The sequence below is a fragment of the Phaeobacter sp. 11ANDIMAR09 genome (genome assembly GCF_001294455.1).
GTDB lineage: Bacteria > Pseudomonadota > Alphaproteobacteria > Rhodobacterales > Rhodobacteraceae > Pseudophaeobacter.
In genome coordinates this window covers 80,761-96,326 of record NZ_LIKT01000003.1, presented here as the reverse complement: position 1 = coordinate 96,326, position 15,566 = coordinate 80,761, and the positions used below count along the sequence as shown (strand labels likewise).

16 protein-coding genes are annotated in these 15,566 nt (G+C 59.9%); 7 read left to right on the top strand and 9 right to left on the bottom strand.

The annotated features are described in order from the left end of the window. Window positions 1-51 precede the first annotated feature (51 nt). Window positions 52-951, top strand: coding sequence for a LysR substrate-binding domain-containing protein (locus AN476_RS03390; RefSeq protein ID WP_054459571.1), 900 nt, complete (start codon window positions 52-54; stop codon window positions 949-951). Between the two features lies 1 nt (window position 952). On the opposite strand, the gene AN476_RS03385 is transcribed toward AN476_RS03390, so the two are convergent. The 5 genes from AN476_RS03385 to secG all read right to left on the bottom strand — a co-directional run bounded on the left by AN476_RS03385 (window position 953) and on the right by secG (window position 5,575). After that, window positions 953-1,702 carry a nuclear transport factor 2 family protein gene (locus AN476_RS03385; protein WP_054459570.1) on the bottom strand — a complete coding sequence of 250 codons (750 nt, stop codon included), beginning with the start codon at window positions 1,700-1,702 and terminating at the stop codon, window positions 953-955. Between the two features lie 108 nt (window positions 1,703-1,810). Continuing rightward, window positions 1,811-2,707, bottom strand: coding sequence for a fructose bisphosphate aldolase (locus AN476_RS03380; protein WP_054459569.1), 897 nt, complete (start codon window positions 2,705-2,707; stop codon window positions 1,811-1,813). 220 nt (window positions 2,708-2,927) lie between these two features. Next, entirely contained in the window at window positions 2,928-3,203 is a 276-nt protein-coding gene (locus AN476_RS03375; protein ID WP_054459568.1) for a hypothetical protein, read from the bottom strand. A 190-nt stretch (window positions 3,204-3,393) separates the two neighbouring features. Beyond that, window positions 3,394-5,037 (bottom strand): CTP synthase, encoded by a 1,644-nt coding sequence (locus tag AN476_RS03370; protein ID WP_054459567.1) that lies wholly within the window; start codon window positions 5,035-5,037, stop codon window positions 3,394-3,396. A gap of 163 nt (window positions 5,038-5,200) precedes the next feature. After that, a complete protein-coding gene (secG, locus tag AN476_RS03365; RefSeq protein ID WP_054459566.1) occupies window positions 5,201-5,575 on the bottom strand; it encodes a preprotein translocase subunit SecG in 375 nt (124 codons plus the stop codon). A 195-nt stretch (window positions 5,576-5,770) separates the two neighbouring features. Between secG and nthA the strand changes: the two genes are divergently transcribed. From nthA to AN476_RS03340, 5 genes are all read left to right on the top strand, one after another. Next, window positions 5,771-6,403 (top strand): nitrile hydratase subunit alpha, encoded by a 633-nt coding sequence (nthA, locus tag AN476_RS03360; protein ID WP_054459565.1) that lies wholly within the window; start codon window positions 5,771-5,773, stop codon window positions 6,401-6,403. Further along, complete coding sequence (gene nthB, locus AN476_RS03355; protein ID WP_054459564.1) at window positions 6,400-7,101, top strand: nitrile hydratase subunit beta; 702 nt, start codon at window positions 6,400-6,402, stop codon at window positions 7,099-7,101. Before nthA ends, nthB begins: the two co-directional genes overlap by 4 nt. Continuing rightward, window positions 7,098-7,430, top strand: coding sequence for a nitrile hydratase accessory protein (locus AN476_RS03350; RefSeq protein ID WP_054459563.1), 333 nt, complete (start codon window positions 7,098-7,100; stop codon window positions 7,428-7,430). Before nthB ends, AN476_RS03350 begins: the two co-directional genes overlap by 4 nt. 141 nt (window positions 7,431-7,571) lie before the next feature. Further along, the gene (locus AN476_RS03345) at window positions 7,572-8,885 is read left to right on the top strand and encodes an adenylosuccinate synthase (protein WP_054459562.1); all 1,314 of its coding nucleotides are present in this window, start codon (window positions 7,572-7,574) and stop codon (window positions 8,883-8,885) included. Further along, window positions 8,885-9,118 carry a DUF2842 domain-containing protein gene (locus AN476_RS03340; protein WP_054459561.1) on the top strand — a complete coding sequence of 78 codons (234 nt, stop codon included), beginning with the start codon at window positions 8,885-8,887 and terminating at the stop codon, window positions 9,116-9,118. The genes AN476_RS03345 and AN476_RS03340 overlap by 1 nt, the downstream gene beginning before the upstream one ends. A gap of 114 nt (window positions 9,119-9,232) precedes the next feature. Here AN476_RS03340 and AN476_RS03335 read toward each other — a convergent pair whose 3' ends face one another. Further along, window positions 9,233-11,557 carry a hypothetical protein gene (locus AN476_RS03335; protein WP_054459560.1) on the bottom strand — a complete coding sequence of 775 codons (2,325 nt, stop codon included), beginning with the start codon at window positions 11,555-11,557 and terminating at the stop codon, window positions 9,233-9,235. A gap of 139 nt (window positions 11,558-11,696) precedes the next feature. On the opposite strand from AN476_RS03335, the gene AN476_RS03330 reads away from it, so the two are divergent. Further along, on the top strand, window positions 11,697-12,356 hold the full coding sequence (locus AN476_RS03330) for a thiamine diphosphokinase (RefSeq protein WP_054459559.1): 660 nt from the start codon (window positions 11,697-11,699) through the stop codon (window positions 12,354-12,356). 5 nt (window positions 12,357-12,361) lie between these two features. Here AN476_RS03330 and AN476_RS03325 read toward each other — a convergent pair whose 3' ends face one another. The 3 genes from AN476_RS03325 to AN476_RS03315 form a co-directional block, all read right to left on the bottom strand. Further along, window positions 12,362-13,279: a DMT family transporter gene (locus tag AN476_RS03325; protein ID WP_054459558.1), complete on the bottom strand. Its 918-nt coding sequence runs from the start codon at window positions 13,277-13,279 to the stop codon at window positions 12,362-12,364. A gap of 71 nt (window positions 13,280-13,350) precedes the next feature. After that, window positions 13,351-14,724, bottom strand: a complete 1,374-nt coding sequence (locus AN476_RS03320) for an L-serine ammonia-lyase (protein ID WP_054459557.1) — start codon at window positions 14,722-14,724, stop codon at window positions 13,351-13,353. Further along, window positions 14,724-15,431 (bottom strand): glutathione S-transferase family protein, encoded by a 708-nt coding sequence (locus AN476_RS03315; RefSeq protein ID WP_054459556.1) that lies wholly within the window; start codon window positions 15,429-15,431, stop codon window positions 14,724-14,726. Before AN476_RS03315 ends, AN476_RS03320 begins: the two co-directional genes overlap by 1 nt. Window positions 15,432-15,566 lie beyond the last annotated feature (135 nt).

Below are 15,566 nucleotides of genomic sequence, written 5' to 3'. Positions count from 1 at the left end.
AAGTAAAATGATAATTATTGCCAAAAATGACCAAAAATAATTGGTGGTAATATGGATGACCGCTTGGCCAATCTGACCTGGCTGCGCAGCTTTGAGGCTGCCGCACGGCTGCTGAATTTCACCGAGACTGCGCAGGAGCTTGGGCTGACCCAGACCGCCGTCAGCCTGCATATCCGCTCGCTGGAAGCGCGGCTGGGCAGCAAGCTGTTTTACCGCCAAGCCCGGCGGCTGGAGCTGACCGAGATCGGCCAGGCCTATGCGCTGACGGTGCGGCAGGCTCTGGGCGATATTGCGCTCTCGACAACCCGGCTGTTTGGGGCTGAAACGGCGCGAACCCTGACCGTGCGGGTGCCGGTCTCCACCTCGGCCTTGTGGCTGGCGCATTTGCTGCCGGGGTTTGCCGCACGCCATCCCGATATCAACATTCGCCTGGTTTCCAATATCTGGACCGAGCCCGAGCCGCGCGACGATGTGGATGCGGATGTTGAGGTCCGGTTGGGCCATGGCGACTGGCAGGACGTGACCTCGGTTCGTCTGTCGCAAGAGACCATCGTGCCGGTCTGCGCCGCCACGGCCCCCAGGCCGCAAAAAGTGGCAGAGCTGTTGCAGGGGCCGCTCATTCATATACTGGGCTACGAGGACCACTGGGCGCGCTATTTTGCGGCGCATGATCTGCCCTATGCCAATGAACATGCTCGGTTTTCTGTGGATACCACGGTGGCTGCGCTGCAGCTGGTGGCAGGGGGCGGCGGCTATGCCACAGTCCTGACCCGCTTTGCCGAACTGTCGATCGAGCGCGGTATGGGGCTCGAGATTGCAGGGCCGCCGATGCCCTTTGCTCAGTCCCACTATCTGATCCGGCGCCAGGGACGCGGGCCATTGCGGCCTGAGGTGCAGTTGTTTGAAACCTGGCTGGCCGAGATCTTTGATGGCTCGGCCACCGGGGAGTAGCTCAGAACTTGCCGTTGTCGTTTTTCCATTCCGCACGCGGCGGCACGGTTTCTGTGGTGTTCCACTGCTCTATGATCTGGCCCTGCGACAGGCGGAACAGATCGTAGAAGCTGGAATGCGCCTCACCGCGCCAACCCTCTGAGACGCAGAGCACAAAGTTGCCCTCGGCCAGGACCCGGTGGATCTGACTATAGCGCAGCGCCAGATCTGCATCCTGGAGGGCGTGGCTTAGGGCTGCGGCGCCGTCCTCAATTCCTGGGTGATGTTGGTGTAGCTCGGGTGCGACATAGCTGGGGAGCAGGTCAAACTGTTGCTTGACGCAGACCTCTTGCACAAAGTCACGTACCCGCGCGCGGTTCGCTTCGGTTTTGTCGAGATCGCAGATCTCGCGGCTGCCATCCAGCATGCTCCGCCCCGAAGGGTTTGGCGGCTGGCTGGGCTGGATATTGTCCCAGTGCTCAACCGCTTGGCTCCCTTCAAAGCGAAAGACCTCAAAGGCGGTGCGCAGGCTGGAGAAATCATATTCGATATGGGCAAAGGCAAAATGGCCATCTTCAAAGACCCGGTGAAAAGTCACTTTGGGATCCGTCTTGGAGAGCCGCGCAAAGAGGCTGGCGATGCCTTCGCTGCCTTCATGGGTCTGAGGGTTATGCTGGATGTATTTGGCTTCGTTCACCACAGCCGCGGCCATAGCGTCGCCTGTTTCGATCCCCTTGAGAAAGGTTTGAAGCAGCTCTTTTTTGGATGACATCCGGTTTCCCCCGTTGGTTGGTCCGAATTATAGTAGAACGAAGGGGAGGATGAAAAAAGACCGCCCCACTGGGACGGTCTGAAAGCTTTACCGTTTCTAAGGCCTTGCTTAGAGCGAAGCTTGGTAGATTTTCTCGATGTTGGAGCCCAGAGCACCGTTGTATTCGTCGTCAGACATGGCGACATTCAGGCCTTCGGTCAGCGCGCGGCTGAAAGAGGCGATCATCTTGCTGTTCTTGGACAGTTTTTCGCAGGCGTCATCGGTGCTGTAACCGCCAGACAGGGCGACCACGCGGACCACGGCGGGGTGATCTGCCAGGGAGTCGTACAGACCGGCCTCATTTGGGATGGTCAGCTTCAGCGAGACCTTGGTGCCCTCTTCCAGCGCGTCCAGCTGATCTTTCAGCTCGGCCTTGAGGAAGATCTCGGCCTCTGCCTTGGTGGGGGAGTTGATGTCGACCTCTGGTTCGATGATTGGCACCAGACCAGCCGCGGCGATCTGTTTACCCACTTCGAACTGCTGCGCCACAACATTTTTGATGCCCTGCGGATTGGCCTCTTTCACCACCGAGCGCATTTTGGTGCCAAAGATGCCTTTTTCAACGGCGCGCGACAGCAAAGCGTCGAGCTCAGGCATCGGCTTCATCATCTGAACGCCGTCCACCTCATCGGCCAGACCCTTGTCCACTTTCAGGAAAGGCACAACGCCGCATTTTTCCCACAGGTAGCTGGGAACGGGGGTGCCGTCGATTGCATTGTCCATGGTCTTTTCAAACAGGATCGCACCCAGGATCTTGCCCGAGCTGAAATCAGGCGCGCAGATGATACGGGCGCGCATCTTTTGGATTTCGCCGAACATCTCGTCATCGTTGGAATAGGCGTCTTCGGTGACGCCATACAGACCCAGTGCCTTGGGGGTCGAACCGCCGGACTGATCCAGTGCTGCAATGAAGCCGCCACCGTTTGCGATACGGTCAAACTGTTCCTGGTTGATCTCTTGCGCCATGATCCGGTCTCTCCGCGAAATGTCGTTGCTATATCTGGCCCCGTCTATAGCGCCCCTGTCACAAGAAACAAGCTGTGGCAGAAGACGCTTGCGCTAACGGGGAGAGGAATTGCGCTGCACTGCAGGCTGCGGCGCGTCTTTTTGCTGCCGGGTTCTGGTCATCCCGCTATGTCCAGGCCAAGCCCGCAAGGAAACCAGCGGACAAAACCGTGGCACGGGCTCAGCCCGCCGTGCAGGATTTTTCTCTTAAAGTGATGCCTCGATCGCTCATTTCCGCGATCCAATCGGCGGTTTCCCAGGCCCTGAGGATCGCCCCAACCTCTTTCTTGGTAAATCCGTTTTCCGGAAGGAGTGTCTCTGCCAGTTCCTCTGTCATGGAGCAGCCATTGTCGCGGATCAATTGCAACAAGAGGTTGGACCTTTCGACATCAACAATGTCCAGAGCAAAGGCGGGAGAGGCGGCGAGCAGGGACAGGGCAACAAGAATCTTTAGCATTGGCGCTCCAATCAACGGTCATTCAATGGCTGGCAGCAGGCCACGGCTTACGCAAAAGCACAAGACCTGATTGCAAGTAAAGGGGGGGCGGGCTCTGGGAACAGCAGCGGCACGATTTTGGCGCGGCCGGCAAAAGAAAAACCGGCAAGGAGGCCCTGCCGGTTCTATCTCATTAAATCTCTGGATCGTATCAGACCAGCCGCGAGGCATCCTTGGCGGCGCGGATGAAGTCATCAAACAGCGGATGCGGCGCAAAGGGTTTCGACTTCAGCTCCGGGTGGAACTGGACGCCGATGAACCAGGGATGATCCTGCCATTCCACGATCTCGGGCAGGCGACCATCCGGGGACATGCCCGAAAAGGTGAGCCCGCAGGCCTCGAGCTTGTCTTTGTATTTGGTGTCCACCTCATAGCGATGGCGGTGACGCTCCTCGATATGGGTGCTGCCATAGACGCGGGCAACGTTGGAGCCCTCTGCCAGGGTGGCGTCATAGGCACCCAGGCGCATGGTGCCGCCCTTGTCGTCATCGGCCTTGCGCTGAACCTTGTGATTGCCCTGCACCCATTCCTTGAGGTGATAGACAACGGGCTCAAAGCGTTTCTTACCGGCCTCGTGGTCGAATTCTTCGGAACCCGCCTCGGTGATGCCCGCGACGTTGCGGGCGGCCTCAATGACGGCCATCTGCATGCCAAGGCAGATGCCCAAATAGGGCACTTTATGCTCGCGGGCATATTGCGCTGCTTTGATCTTACCTTCGGTGCCGCGCTCGCCAAAGCCGCCGGGCACCAGAATGGCGTGGAAACCCTGCAGATGCGGAGTGGCATCCTCGCGGTCAAACAGCTCAGCATCGACCCATTCGATCCGCACCTTCACCCGGTTGGACATGCCACCATGTGTCAGGGCCTCGGCGATGGATTTATAGGCGTCTTCCAGCTGGGTGTATTTGCCAACGATGGCCACCCGCACTTCGCCTTCTGGGTTGTAGATGCGGTCGGCCACATCTTCCCAGCGCGCCAGATTGGGCTTGGGGGCGGGGGCGATGCCAAAGGCATCCAGAACCGCCTGATCCATACCTTCGCGGTGGTAGGCCAGGGGGGCCTCATAGATGGATTTCAGATCCTGGGCGGCAATCACGCTGTCAGGGCGCACATTGCAGAATAGCGCCAGCTTATCGCGTTCTTTCTTGGGGATAGGGCCTTCCGAGCGGCAGACCAGAATATCGGGGGCCAGGCCAATGGAGCGCAGCTCCTTGACCGAGTGTTGGGTTGGCTTGGTCTTCAGCTCGCCGGAGGCCTTGATATAGGGCAGCAGCGTCAGGTGCATAAACAGGCACTGGCCGCGCGGCTTGTCCTGGCTGAACTGGCGGATGGCTTCAAAGAAAGGCAGACCCTCGATGTCGCCAACGGTGCCGCCGATCTCGCAGAGCATGAAATCAACTTCATCCTCACCAATCGAGATGAAGTCCTTGATCTCGTTTGTCACATGCGGAATCACCTGGATGGTCTTGCCCAGGTAATCGCCACGGCGCTCTTTTTCCAAGACATTGGTGTAGACGCGCCCGGACGAGATCGAGTCGGTCTTGCGGGCGGGGACGCCAGTGAAGCGTTCGTAATGGCCCAGATCCAGATCGGTCTCGGCGCCATCGTCGGTGACAAAGACCTCACCATGTTCAAAGGGGCTCATGGTGCCGGGGTCGACGTTCAGATAGGGATCAAGTTTGCGCAGACGGACGGAATAGCCACGCGCCTGCAAAAGAGCCCCAAGAGCGGCAGACGCCAGGCCCTTGCCAAGCGATGAAACCACACCACCAGTGATAAAGATGAAACGCGCCATGAGTGTTCGGCTGCCCCCGTGAGAAGTCAGAAAATAGCTGCCCGGCAGTTGTGAAAAACCGCTGCACCACGGGGCTACACATATAGAGGATTCGCGCAGCATGCGCAAGAGAACCGCAAGATGCTGTTACGGTTCTCTACCTTAATTCTAGGTCTTGTAGGTATTAGTCGACGCTTGGGACCAGCGGCGCATTGTCGCCTTCGGCTGGGGGCAACAGATCGCTGCCCAGAGGCGCGATCGGCGCGTCAGCAGTTTCGCCGCTGTCCACGGCGCCAGGGACGATCCCATCGGCAACCGAAGAACCCGCGGATTTTTGAGCCGCCAGAATGGTCAGGGTGATCGAGGTGCAGATAAAGCAGATCGCCAAGATCCATGTGACCTTGCCAAGCGCGGTTGCTGCGGAGCGGCCAGACATGGCACCGCCACCACCGCCGCCACTGCCCATGCCCAGACCTCCGCCTTCGGAGCGCTGCATGAGCACGACGGCAATCAGGCCAAGAGCCAAGAGAAGATGGATGATGAGAACAACGTTTTCCATAGGTTCCTGCGGCTGTTGGCTAAACTATCGGGCGGTAAATAGGCAAGAATGCCGACAGGGGCAAGGGCTCAGTTTCGATTGTTGGCACAGACTTGAAGCCAGGCAGCTGCAGATTGGGCCAAGCCGGGTAAAACCGCCGGGAAACACAGGAAAAGTGACTGGACGCAGACCGCAGGGCTGGGGCAGGCTACGCCCATGCCTCATGATCATTCTGACCACCCGCATGCCGTTTTGCCTTCTGACCCTGCTCTGCGGGTCAAGGCTCTGGAAACGATTCTCACCCGTAAAGGCCTGATAGATCCGGCCGCGCTGGATGAGATCATAGATACATATCAAAACAAGATCGGCCCCCAAAACGGTGCCCGCGTTGTCGCTCGCGCCTGGGCCGACCCGGACTTTAAGGCGGCACTGCTGGCGGATGCAGATCCCGTCCTGGCTGAGCTCGGCTACTATGGGCGTCAGGGCGAGCATATGGTTGTGGTCGAGAACACAGCGCAGCAGCACAACATGGTCGTCTGCACCCTGTGCAGCTGCTACCCTTGGCCCCTGTTGGGCATCCCGCCGGGCTGGTATAAATCCGACGCCTATCGTGCCCGCGCGGTGCGTGAACCCCGCAAGGTGCTGGCCGATTTTGGCGTGACCCTGCCCTCTGAGACCGCCGTCAGGGTTTGGGACTCCACCGCCGAGGTGCGCTATCTGGTTCTGCCCATGCGCCCCGAAGGCAGCGACGGGCTGGATGCGGATGCACTGGCGGCGCTGGTCTCACGCGATTCGATGATTGGCACCGCGCTGGCCTCAAAGCCCCTTGGCGGGGGAGACCCATCATGAGCCGGCTACACGATATGGGCGGGCGATTCGGAGATGGCGCTGTGGTGCCTGATGCCCCTGATGCGCCGGTCTTTGCGACCGATTGGCATGCCCGCGCTCTGGCCGTTACCCTGGCCTGTGGCGCCCTGGGGAAATGGAATATCGATGTGTCGCGCCACGCCCGCGAGCGTCTGTCGCCAAAGGATTACACCCGGTACTCCTATTATGAGAAATGGATCTCAGCTCTGGCAGATCTGCTGGTTGAGACCGGGGTGCTGACTCGCAAAGATCTGGAGGGGCAGGGCGAAATGGGTCTGGGCGAAGATGAGCTACACGCGCTGGCCTCCAAGGCGCTCAAGGCGGAGGCCGTCGCGGCGGTGCTGGCCAAGGGTGGCCCGGCCAATCGCGACAGCGACGTTTCGGCCCGCTTTGCGCCAGGGGACTGGGTGAAGACTCGCCATCCCGGGGGATCTGCACTGATGAATGGCGGCCATACCCGTTTGCCTGACTATGCTGCGGGTGCTCGAGGGCGGGTGCATTTGCTGCACGGCGCCCATGTCCTGCCGGACAGCAATGCCCATGGATTGGGCGAGGCGCCAGAGCCGCTCTATGCTGTTGCCTTTAATGCGTCAGAGCTCTGGGCCCATCCGGAACACCCTAATGATCAGGTGGTTCTGGATCTGTGGCAAAGCTATCTGGAGCCGGAGGCGCAAGCATGAGCGACTGTATTGATCTCAGCGCCCCCGAGCCGGTTTTCCAGGAGCCCTGGCATGCTCAGGTCTTTGCGCTCACGGTTTCTCTGAACGAGGGGGGCCGTTTTAGCTGGGCGGACTGGGTGGCGCGATTCTCGCAGACGCTGCGCCGCAATGGGTTGAGCCGTGAGCTGGATGGTGGGGCTGACTACTTTGATGCCTGGCTTGAAACGCTGGAGGCGATTCTCGCCGAGGCGGGAAATGCCAGCCCGCAGGAGGTGGCTTTGGTACGCCGCGACTGGGAAGAGGCCTATCTGAGCACCCCACATGGCGACCCGGTGCACCTGGCAGGCTGATTGGATCGCTTGTTGGGCGGGGGCTTGTTCGAATGTAACGCTTCTGCGTCGATTTAGCGGTTCCCTCGCGGGCGCGGCATCGCTATACGGGGCTCTGGTTTCCACCAGCATACATTCTAACCAGCATACAAAGGACCTGAGATGGCCAATGTCGTGGTAGTCGGCGCCCAGTGGGGCGATGAAGGAAAAGGCAAGATCGTTGACTGGCTCAGCGAACGCGCCGATGTGATTGCGCGTTTTCAGGGCGGTCACAATGCCGGCCATACGCTGGTCATTGACAGCAAAGTCTACAAGCTGCACGCGCTGCCGTCGGGCGTTGTGCGCGGTGGCAAGCTGAGCGTGATCGGCAATGGTGTGGTTCTGGACCCATGGCACCTGCTGAAAGAGATCGAAACCGTGCAGGCTCAGGGCGTTGATATCAGCCCTGAGACCCTGATGATCGCGGAAAACACGCCGCTGATCCTGCCGATTCATGGCGAATTGGACCGCGCCCGCGAAGAGGCCGCCTCCAAGGGCACCAAGATCGGCACCACCGGTCGCGGCATTGGCCCCGCCTATGAAGACAAGGTTGGCCGCCGCGCCATCCGGGTTGCTGATCTGGCGGATGAGGCCACGCTTGAGGCGCGCGTCGACCGGGCACTGCAGCACCATGACCCGCTGCGCAAAGGTCTGGGCTTTGAGCCTGTCGATCGGGATGCGCTGATTGCACAGCTGCGTGAGATCGCCCCTGCGATTCTGAAATATGCCGCGCCGGTTTGGAAAGTGCTGAATGAAAAGCGCAAAGCCGGCAAACGGATCCTGTTTGAAGGCGCTCAGGGCGCGTTGCTGGATATCGACTTTGGCACCTATCCCTTTGTCACCTCGTCGAATGTGATTGCCGGCCAGGCTGCCACCGGTGTGGGTATTGGGCCGGGCTCCATTGATTATGTGCTGGGGATCGTCAAAGCCTATACCACCCGCGTTGGCGAAGGCCCCTTCCCAACCGAACTGCTGGATGCGGATGGCAAGCCTGACGCCGATGGCGACCGTCTGGGCACCCGTGGCCATGAGTTTGGCACCACCACTGGTCGTCAGCGCCGCTGTGGCTGGTTTGATGCCTGCCTGGTACGCCAGACCTGCGCTACCTCCGGCATCACCGGCATTTCCCTGACCAAACTGGACGTGCTGGATGGCTTTGAAACCCTGAAGATCTGTACCGGCTATGAATTGGACGGCGAGCGTCTGGACTATCTGCCGACCGCCGCCGATCAGCAGGCTCGCTGCACTCCGATCTATGAAGAAATGCCTGGCTGGAGTGAATCAACTGAGGGCGCGCGCAGCTGGAACGATCTGCCTGCCAATGCCATCAAATATGTGAAACGTGTGGAAGAGCTGATCGAATGCCCCGTGGCATTGCTTTCCACCAGCCCGGAGCGGGACGACACCATTCTGGTGACCGACCCCTTTGCTGACTGATGTCGGATAAGCCCGGCCTGAGCTACAAGGCGCGCCGCCGTTGGGCGCTGGTGATCCTGTTGATCGGCATGCCGCTTTATATTGGTGTCGCGGTGAATGTGGTAAGCTGGTTTGAGCGCCCTTCGATCCTGGTAGAGCTTTTGGTCTACGCCGTTTTGGGGGTGCTTTGGGTTCTGCCCTTCAAGTTTGTCTTTCGCGGTGTTGGCAAAGAAGACCCGGATGCCGAAGAATAAAGCTGCAGGTCGTTAGATCCAAAACAAAAGCCCGACAGGAATGTTCTCCTGTCGGGCTTTTGTTTTTTGGCTGTGGCCTCTGCGACCTCTGTGACCCGGAAGCACTGGCTGGGCTTAGCCCGCAGCGCGTTTGCGGGGACGAAAGCCGATGTCGTCTGTGGCCGAAAAATGGCCATTTTCCGAGCGCTCGATCTTGCCCTCGCGCAGCAGCTGGCCAATGGAGCGCAACCCGTTTTCGCGGTTGAAGTCATCATGCCCGACGCTGCGCACCTTGTTCATCAACTGAGGACGCGAGAAATGATCCCGCTCTTCGACAAAGCTGAGGTAGGAGGCGGCAGCCTCCAGCAGCTCGTGCAATTCTGCAGCCCCCACATCCTGAACATAATCCGTAAAGCTGCCCACGGCCTGGGTCTGGGCCGGAGAGGTTTCTTCCGTGGGGCGCGCAATGCGGCGCGGACGCACGGGTTTTTCCGGAGCGGCGGGCTGCGGGTCGATACGTTGCTCGGCGACCAGCTTCAAAGGTGCAGGGCGGCTGCCCTTGCCACGCGGGCGCTGCCCCTTGGCGGCACCATCCGCGCCTGGGCGACGGGGGCGTACCACATTGGCCAGATCTTCGCGGTAGGGTTCGGCCTCATCGGCCTGGGCGCTGTTATCCCCGGCTGAGCGGTCCGCCTCGGCCGCTGCAACGGCCGCGCGCAGATGACTGTAGGTCTCGCGAGAGGTGGCATTGTCGGGGTCGCCAAGCTTGCTTTCCGCAGCCTCCATCAGCCGTGTCACGTCGCTATCGGGAGAAGACACCGCCTGCGCCGCGCTGGGGGGCGGCTTGACTTCGGAAGACGTAGGGGCATCTTGCGCGGCGCTGTCCTCGGCGGGGGACGAAGTGGCGGGCTGCGCCTCTGTTTTTGTTTGATTGCTGGCCAAAAGCTCAGCTTCAACTTCTGCCAATTCACGCAGCAGCTCGGCCTCTTCTTCCGCGTTCAGCGAACTGTCGGCGGAAAAGACGTTATCCTCTGCATTTTCTTGTGCGCTGTCGTCTTCGGTAACCTCTTCCAAAGTTCCGGAGGCCATGGCCTTTGCCAGATCTTCCCGTTTCATCTTGATGATACGGGCGCGCAATGGCTGAGCGGTACCTGTGGTCTCCGGAGCAGGGGGGGTGTCTTCGGCCGCGATCTTGTCCTGCTCATCAGGAGCGTCATCTACCGGAGCCTGGCGTGCCGCTACGGGAGATTGAGCAGTCGGCTCTGTGATCGCAGGTTCGGCGGCGGCCGGTTTGTTGCGGCGGCTCAGGCGAATTCCACGTCTGGGGCGGGCATGCGCCTCCTCTGTGTCTTCCACCGCAACCGCGGAGGCATCAGCGACAGTGTCGGCCTCTTCCTGCTGCGTGCCAGGCACTTGCAGGATCGAGGAAATCAGCGAATCGCTGGAGGCGGCGTCTTGGTCGTCTCCACCTTCGGCTGCGATGTCCTCCTGCGCCTCGGGCTCTGCAACGGCCAGATCTGCGGTCAGGTCAAGACGATCCAGTACGCGCGAGATTTCATCGTCCTCGGCATCCACTTCCATATCCACAGAGAGGCCATCAAGGTCGTCCTCCTGTACCATTTCGGCGCGGGCGGATTCGACAAAGGCTTCGGCGTGTTGGTCCTCGGAGAATTCCTCTTCCGACGTCTGCGACACCACAGCGCGAATGCGTTGCAGTTTGGCAGCAATACTGTCGGCGGCTGGTGTGCTGTCTGTGCCGCGGTCGGCAATCAGAGAGGCTTCGGCCTCCTCTGCTTCAAAGAACTCTACATTGACAGCATCGCTGTCATCAGCCGCTGTGTGCTCAGCAACCGGCACTTTGGAGACGGCTGCGGAAATGGCAGCAATGGTGTCCAGATCAACTGTCGCGGCAGGGTTTGCGGCGATGGACTCGTCCTCTTGTTCCGCTTCCTCGCCGACAGGCTCCTGTGGCTTGTCGAGGCCTGCTGGTTCGGGCCGTTCCGCCGGGTGGTCAAACAGCTCAACCTCGCTGGGATCTACCTCTGTTGTGTCCTCAGACAGCTGCTGCAGCTGGGGATTGTCTTCGGGTTTCTCTTCTGCGGGAGCCTCGGCCTCGATCACTGCGGGTGCTGGTGCGGTTGCGGGGGCCGCTGTGGCCGCGCGGTCCGTGGCTGAAGAGACAGACGGCGCTGTTGCATCTTCCGGGGCAGAGGTGCGCAGATGGATACCTTCGCTGCTGGTGCGGGCTTCGACCTGACGGGCAACCTCGCGCTGGGCAATGCGGGCCAGCATATCGGCATCTGGCTGGGGCGGCTCTGCGCCAAAATAGCGGTCATCTGACGCCAGATCCCGGAAATACTCGGCAATGGCCTTCATCGTGCCAAAGGAATCTTCAAATCCCTCAAGCGTGCAGGAAAAGGTTCCATAGGAAACCGTCAGAACTTTGTTGTTATGTACCATCGGTTTGCTCGTCCTCACCAAAGTAATTGCAATTTACAATATGGGCTAGCTCGTCAAATTCTGCTCGAATCCGTGCAATTGATCGTATCATTTTGTGTTTAGATTGTGGCCGGTTTCTAGATCTGCGAATAATCTCGGCATGAACAAGCTTATTGTAGATGAAATGGAGCCAGTCACGCTGGTTGGTGGCGGGGACCTGTGCAAAGATGACCTGCAGTGGGCGTTGTCCATGACAGATTGTCTGGTCGCTGCGGATGGGGGGGCAGCCCATGCCCTTGCACAGAATCACCTGCCAAAGGCTGTGATCGGAGACTTTGACTCAATTTCTCCGCAGATTATGGCGCAGATCCCGCCAGAACGCCAGTTTCGGGTATCGGAACAGGACAGCACCGATTTCGAAAAGGCTCTGCGCTCGATCCGGGCACCTGTGGTGATTGCGGTGGGGTTTCTGGGCGGGCGGGTCGATCACCAATTGGCTGTGCTCAATACCTTGGTGCAGGATATCGGCCCCCCTTGTATCGTGCTGGGCGAGCAGGAGGTGATCTTTCACCTGCCACAGCAGGTCACCCTGCCACTTGCAGCGCAGGAGACCGTTTCCTTGTTTCCGATGCGCAGAGTGAGGGCTCACTCCACCGGGTTGCAGTGGCAATTGGAGGGGCTGGTGATGGAACCGGGCGGGCAAATCGGCACCTCCAACCGGGCGCTGGGCCCGGTCTCAATCTGCGTGGACGGGCCGGGGCTGTTGGCAATGGTGCCGCGCTATCACCTGCCGGCAGTCCTGCAAGCCTTGCAGGACTAGCGGGATTACGCTGGGGCTGCTTGGGCGGCGGCGCGGCGTTCGCGCAGGATCGCATAAAGCCCGGCGGCGACCGTGAGGCAAATCCCCAGGCTGGCCAGGGTGTTTGGCAGCTCGTTGAAAACCATCCAGCCAACCAGAGTGGCAATAGGAATTTCCAGGTATTGCATGCTTGCCAGCGTCGATGCCGGCGCATAGCGCAAGCTCCAGGTCATCATCAGATGTGCCAGCGTGCCAACGACTCCGGCTGCGGCCAACAATCCCCAGACATTCTGGGGGGGCAGGGCTGCGCTGAGATCCTTGATCCCAGCCATGTCCCCCAGCCAAAACAGGGGCAGCATCAGCCCCGATGCAATGAGGCCAGAGACGGCCTGCAACGGGATCGGCTGGGTATGTTTGGCGATCTTGCGGGTGACCAGCATAAAAAAGGCAAAGATAAAGGCCACGGCCAGAGGCCACAGCGCGTTAAGCCCAACCACAGCAAAGCTGGGTTGGATGACCAATAGAGTGCCCAGAAAGCCAATGATGCAGGCGCCCAACCGATGCCAGCCGACGGACTCGCCCAGAAAGTACTTGCCCAGGATCAGCATGATGAAGGGCATCACAAAGGCAATGGCAACAGCATCTGCCAGGGGCAGATAGCGCAGGGCGTTGAACATGGCGGTGATCCCGGCCATTTGCAGGATGGTGCGCAGCAGGACAGGCGGCAGTAGGTGGCGCGGAATGCGCAGGCTTTGACCCAGCATCCAGGACACAGGCACCAGAATCAGCGCCTGGGCGGCAAAGCGCACCAGCACGATCTGCCCAACTGGGACATGGCTGGCCAGAAGCTTGGCGATAGCGTCGCCCAGCGGGATCAGAATGCAAAAACCCAGCATCAGAGAGATGCCAAGCAGGGGCCGGTCATGAGAGGTGCTTTGTGTCATGGCGCCACGCTAGGCGTGGCGCTCAAAAGGTGCAAGCTGTGGTTGCCTTTCTGTCCCCGCGTTAACGCGCCTTAGCAATTGGGGACATTGACAGCCAAACCTCCCAGCGAGGTCTCTTTGTATTTGTCATGCATATCGGCACCAGTCTGGCGCATGGTTTCAATACAAGCATCCAGTGGCACAAAATGCTGCCCGTCACCGCGCAGCGCCAGCGAGGCTGCCGAGACCGCTTTGATCGCTGCCAGACCGTTTCGCTCGATACAGGGCACCTGCACCAGGCCTTTGACAGGATCGCAGGTCATGCCAAGGTGATGTTCCAGCGCGATCTCGGCGGCGTTTTCCACCTGTTCGGGGGTGCCGCCCATGACCGCGCAGAGACCCGCGGCGGACATGGCAGAAGCCGAACCCACCTCTGCCTGACAGCCGGCCTCGGCGCCGGAAATGGAGGCATTGTATTTGACCAGACCGGCAATGGCGGCAGCGGTGAGCAGGAAGTCCTCGACATGGCTTTCCGAGGCGCCGGGCACATGGTCAAGATAGTAGCGGATCACCGCAGGCATCGTCCCGGCAGCACCATTGGTGGGGGCGGTCACCACCTGACCTCCGGCGGCGTTTTCCTCGTTCACCGCCATGGCATAGACGCTCATCCAGTCATTGATGGTATGGGGCGCGGTCAGGTTCATGCCACGCTCGGCCTGCAGGGCATCATGGATGCCCTTGGCGCGGCGGCGTACATTCAGACCGCCGGGCAAGATACCGTCGCGCTCCAGCCCGCGATTGATGCAATCGTTCATCACTTGCCAGAGCCGGGCCGTGCCCTTTGACAGGCTCTCTGAACAGCCCCGGGCGATCTCATTCGAGCGTTTCATTTCGGCAATGCTTTTGCCGCTGGATTTGGCCATGGTCAGCATTTCGGCGGCTGATTTGAACGGGAAAGGCACCGGATCGCCCTCATCGGTAGCCTTGCCCTGGGCCAGTTCCTCTTCGGTAACGACAAAGCCACCGCCGATGGAATAAAACACCTGCCGCAGGATCACATCGCCCTGGGCATCGGTGGCCATCAGAACCATGCCGTTGGCATGGCCCTCCAGCGCGTGATCATAATCAAAGATCATATCTGCTTTGGGATCAAAGTGCAGCGCGGGCAGGCCTTCGGGCTGCATGCTATGGGTCTTGGCCAGATCGGCCAGAAAGGCCTCAGCCTTTCCATCATCATAGTCGTGAGCAACAAAGCCGCCCAGACCCAGAATGGTGGCCCGGTCGGTGGCATGGCCCACACCGGTAAAGGCCAGCGAGCCATGCAATGAGGCCCGCAGCCCGTGGAATTCAAACGGTGACGCGCGCATCATGTCGAGGAAGCGCGCAGCAGCCACCATCGGGCCCATGGTATGCGAGGAGGAGGGGCCAATGCCCACTTTGAACATGTCAAAAACGGAGAGGAACATCAGGTGGCTGATCCTTCTGGGGGATTTGCGGGACTGGGCTGGGTGAAAGGCGTCGGGCCGAGACCTTCGGCGGCTTGAGCGGCCACAACAGCGGGGCGAGATTGCAGGCGCTGCAACAGGGCGAACAGGTGGGGATATTGGCGGAGATTAAACCAGCTGCGGTCACTCTGGGCCGGATAAAGCGCCATCCAGCGCATCATGCAGGCCAGATAGAAGTCCAGAACCGAGGGTTGCGATGCACCGAACCAAGCGCGGCTTGTGGCGGCTAGGTCGTTTAGGTGGCCAAGGTGCACTGTTAAGCGCTGTTTGATCACCTTGCTCAGGGCGGCCTGATCAGCGGTGTCCGAGCCGATGTATTTTTGAGGGTAGAAGCAGATCCTGAGATCCGCATGCAGGGTATTGGAAGCAAAGAACAGCCATTTCAGGAAGGCCGCACGCTCGGGGCTGTCCGGGGCCGGGGCCAGCGCCCCATGCCGGTCCGCGAGCCAGAGCAGAATGGCGGCGGTTTCAAAAATCGCGCCATCCGGTGTTTCCAATACGGGAATCAGCCCATTTGGGTTGATCGCGCGATAGGCTTTGGTGTTTTGTGCCCCGGCTCTTCGGTCGACCAGGGCGGTCTCATATGAAAGGCCAAGCTCTTCCAGCGCCAGGCGGATCACCAGCGAGGCGTTGTCGGGGGCGTAGTGAAGGCGATAGCTATGTGTCATGGAACCGTTCTAAATGGCGCAGAACTGCAAATAGTGCCCGTTTCCGGCGTTTCCAATAGGAAACACGCCTTTCAGTGACATGTTTATGGGCGAGGGCGGTCCTGCGGGGCCTATGTCGCTGATTTGCTGCTCGCC

Coding starts and splice junctions, on each gene's coding strand:
- AN476_RS03390 (WP_054459571.1), top strand. CDS start 52: ATGGATGACCGCTTGGCCAATCTGACCTGGCTGCGCAGCTTTGAGGCT.
- AN476_RS03385 (WP_054459570.1), bottom strand. CDS start 1,702: ATGTCATCCAAAAAAGAGCTGCTTCAAACCTTTCTCAAGGGGATCGAA.
- AN476_RS03380 (WP_054459569.1), bottom strand. CDS start 2,707: ATGGCGCAAGAGATCAACCAGGAACAGTTTGACCGTATCGCAAACGGT.
- AN476_RS03375 (WP_054459568.1), bottom strand. CDS start 3,203: ATGCTAAAGATTCTTGTTGCCCTGTCCCTGCTCGCCGCCTCTCCCGCC.
- AN476_RS03370 (WP_054459567.1), bottom strand. CDS start 5,037: ATGGCGCGTTTCATCTTTATCACTGGTGGTGTGGTTTCATCGCTTGGC.
- secG (WP_054459566.1), bottom strand. CDS start 5,575: ATGGAAAACGTTGTTCTCATCATCCATCTTCTCTTGGCTCTTGGCCTG.
- nthA (WP_054459565.1), top strand. CDS start 5,771: ATGCCTCATGATCATTCTGACCACCCGCATGCCGTTTTGCCTTCTGAC.
- nthB (WP_054459564.1), top strand. CDS start 6,400: ATGAGCCGGCTACACGATATGGGCGGGCGATTCGGAGATGGCGCTGTG.
- AN476_RS03350 (WP_054459563.1), top strand. CDS start 7,098: ATGAGCGACTGTATTGATCTCAGCGCCCCCGAGCCGGTTTTCCAGGAG.
- AN476_RS03345 (WP_054459562.1), top strand. CDS start 7,572: ATGGCCAATGTCGTGGTAGTCGGCGCCCAGTGGGGCGATGAAGGAAAA.
- AN476_RS03340 (WP_054459561.1), top strand. CDS start 8,885: ATGTCGGATAAGCCCGGCCTGAGCTACAAGGCGCGCCGCCGTTGGGCG.
- AN476_RS03335 (WP_054459560.1), bottom strand. CDS start 11,557: ATGGTACATAACAACAAAGTTCTGACGGTTTCCTATGGAACCTTTTCC.
- AN476_RS03330 (WP_054459559.1), top strand. CDS start 11,697: ATGAACAAGCTTATTGTAGATGAAATGGAGCCAGTCACGCTGGTTGGT.
- AN476_RS03325 (WP_054459558.1), bottom strand. CDS start 13,279: ATGACACAAAGCACCTCTCATGACCGGCCCCTGCTTGGCATCTCTCTG.
- AN476_RS03320 (WP_054459557.1), bottom strand. CDS start 14,724: ATGTTCCTCTCCGTTTTTGACATGTTCAAAGTGGGCATTGGCCCCTCC.
- AN476_RS03315 (WP_054459556.1), bottom strand. CDS start 15,431: ATGACACATAGCTATCGCCTTCACTACGCCCCCGACAACGCCTCGCTG.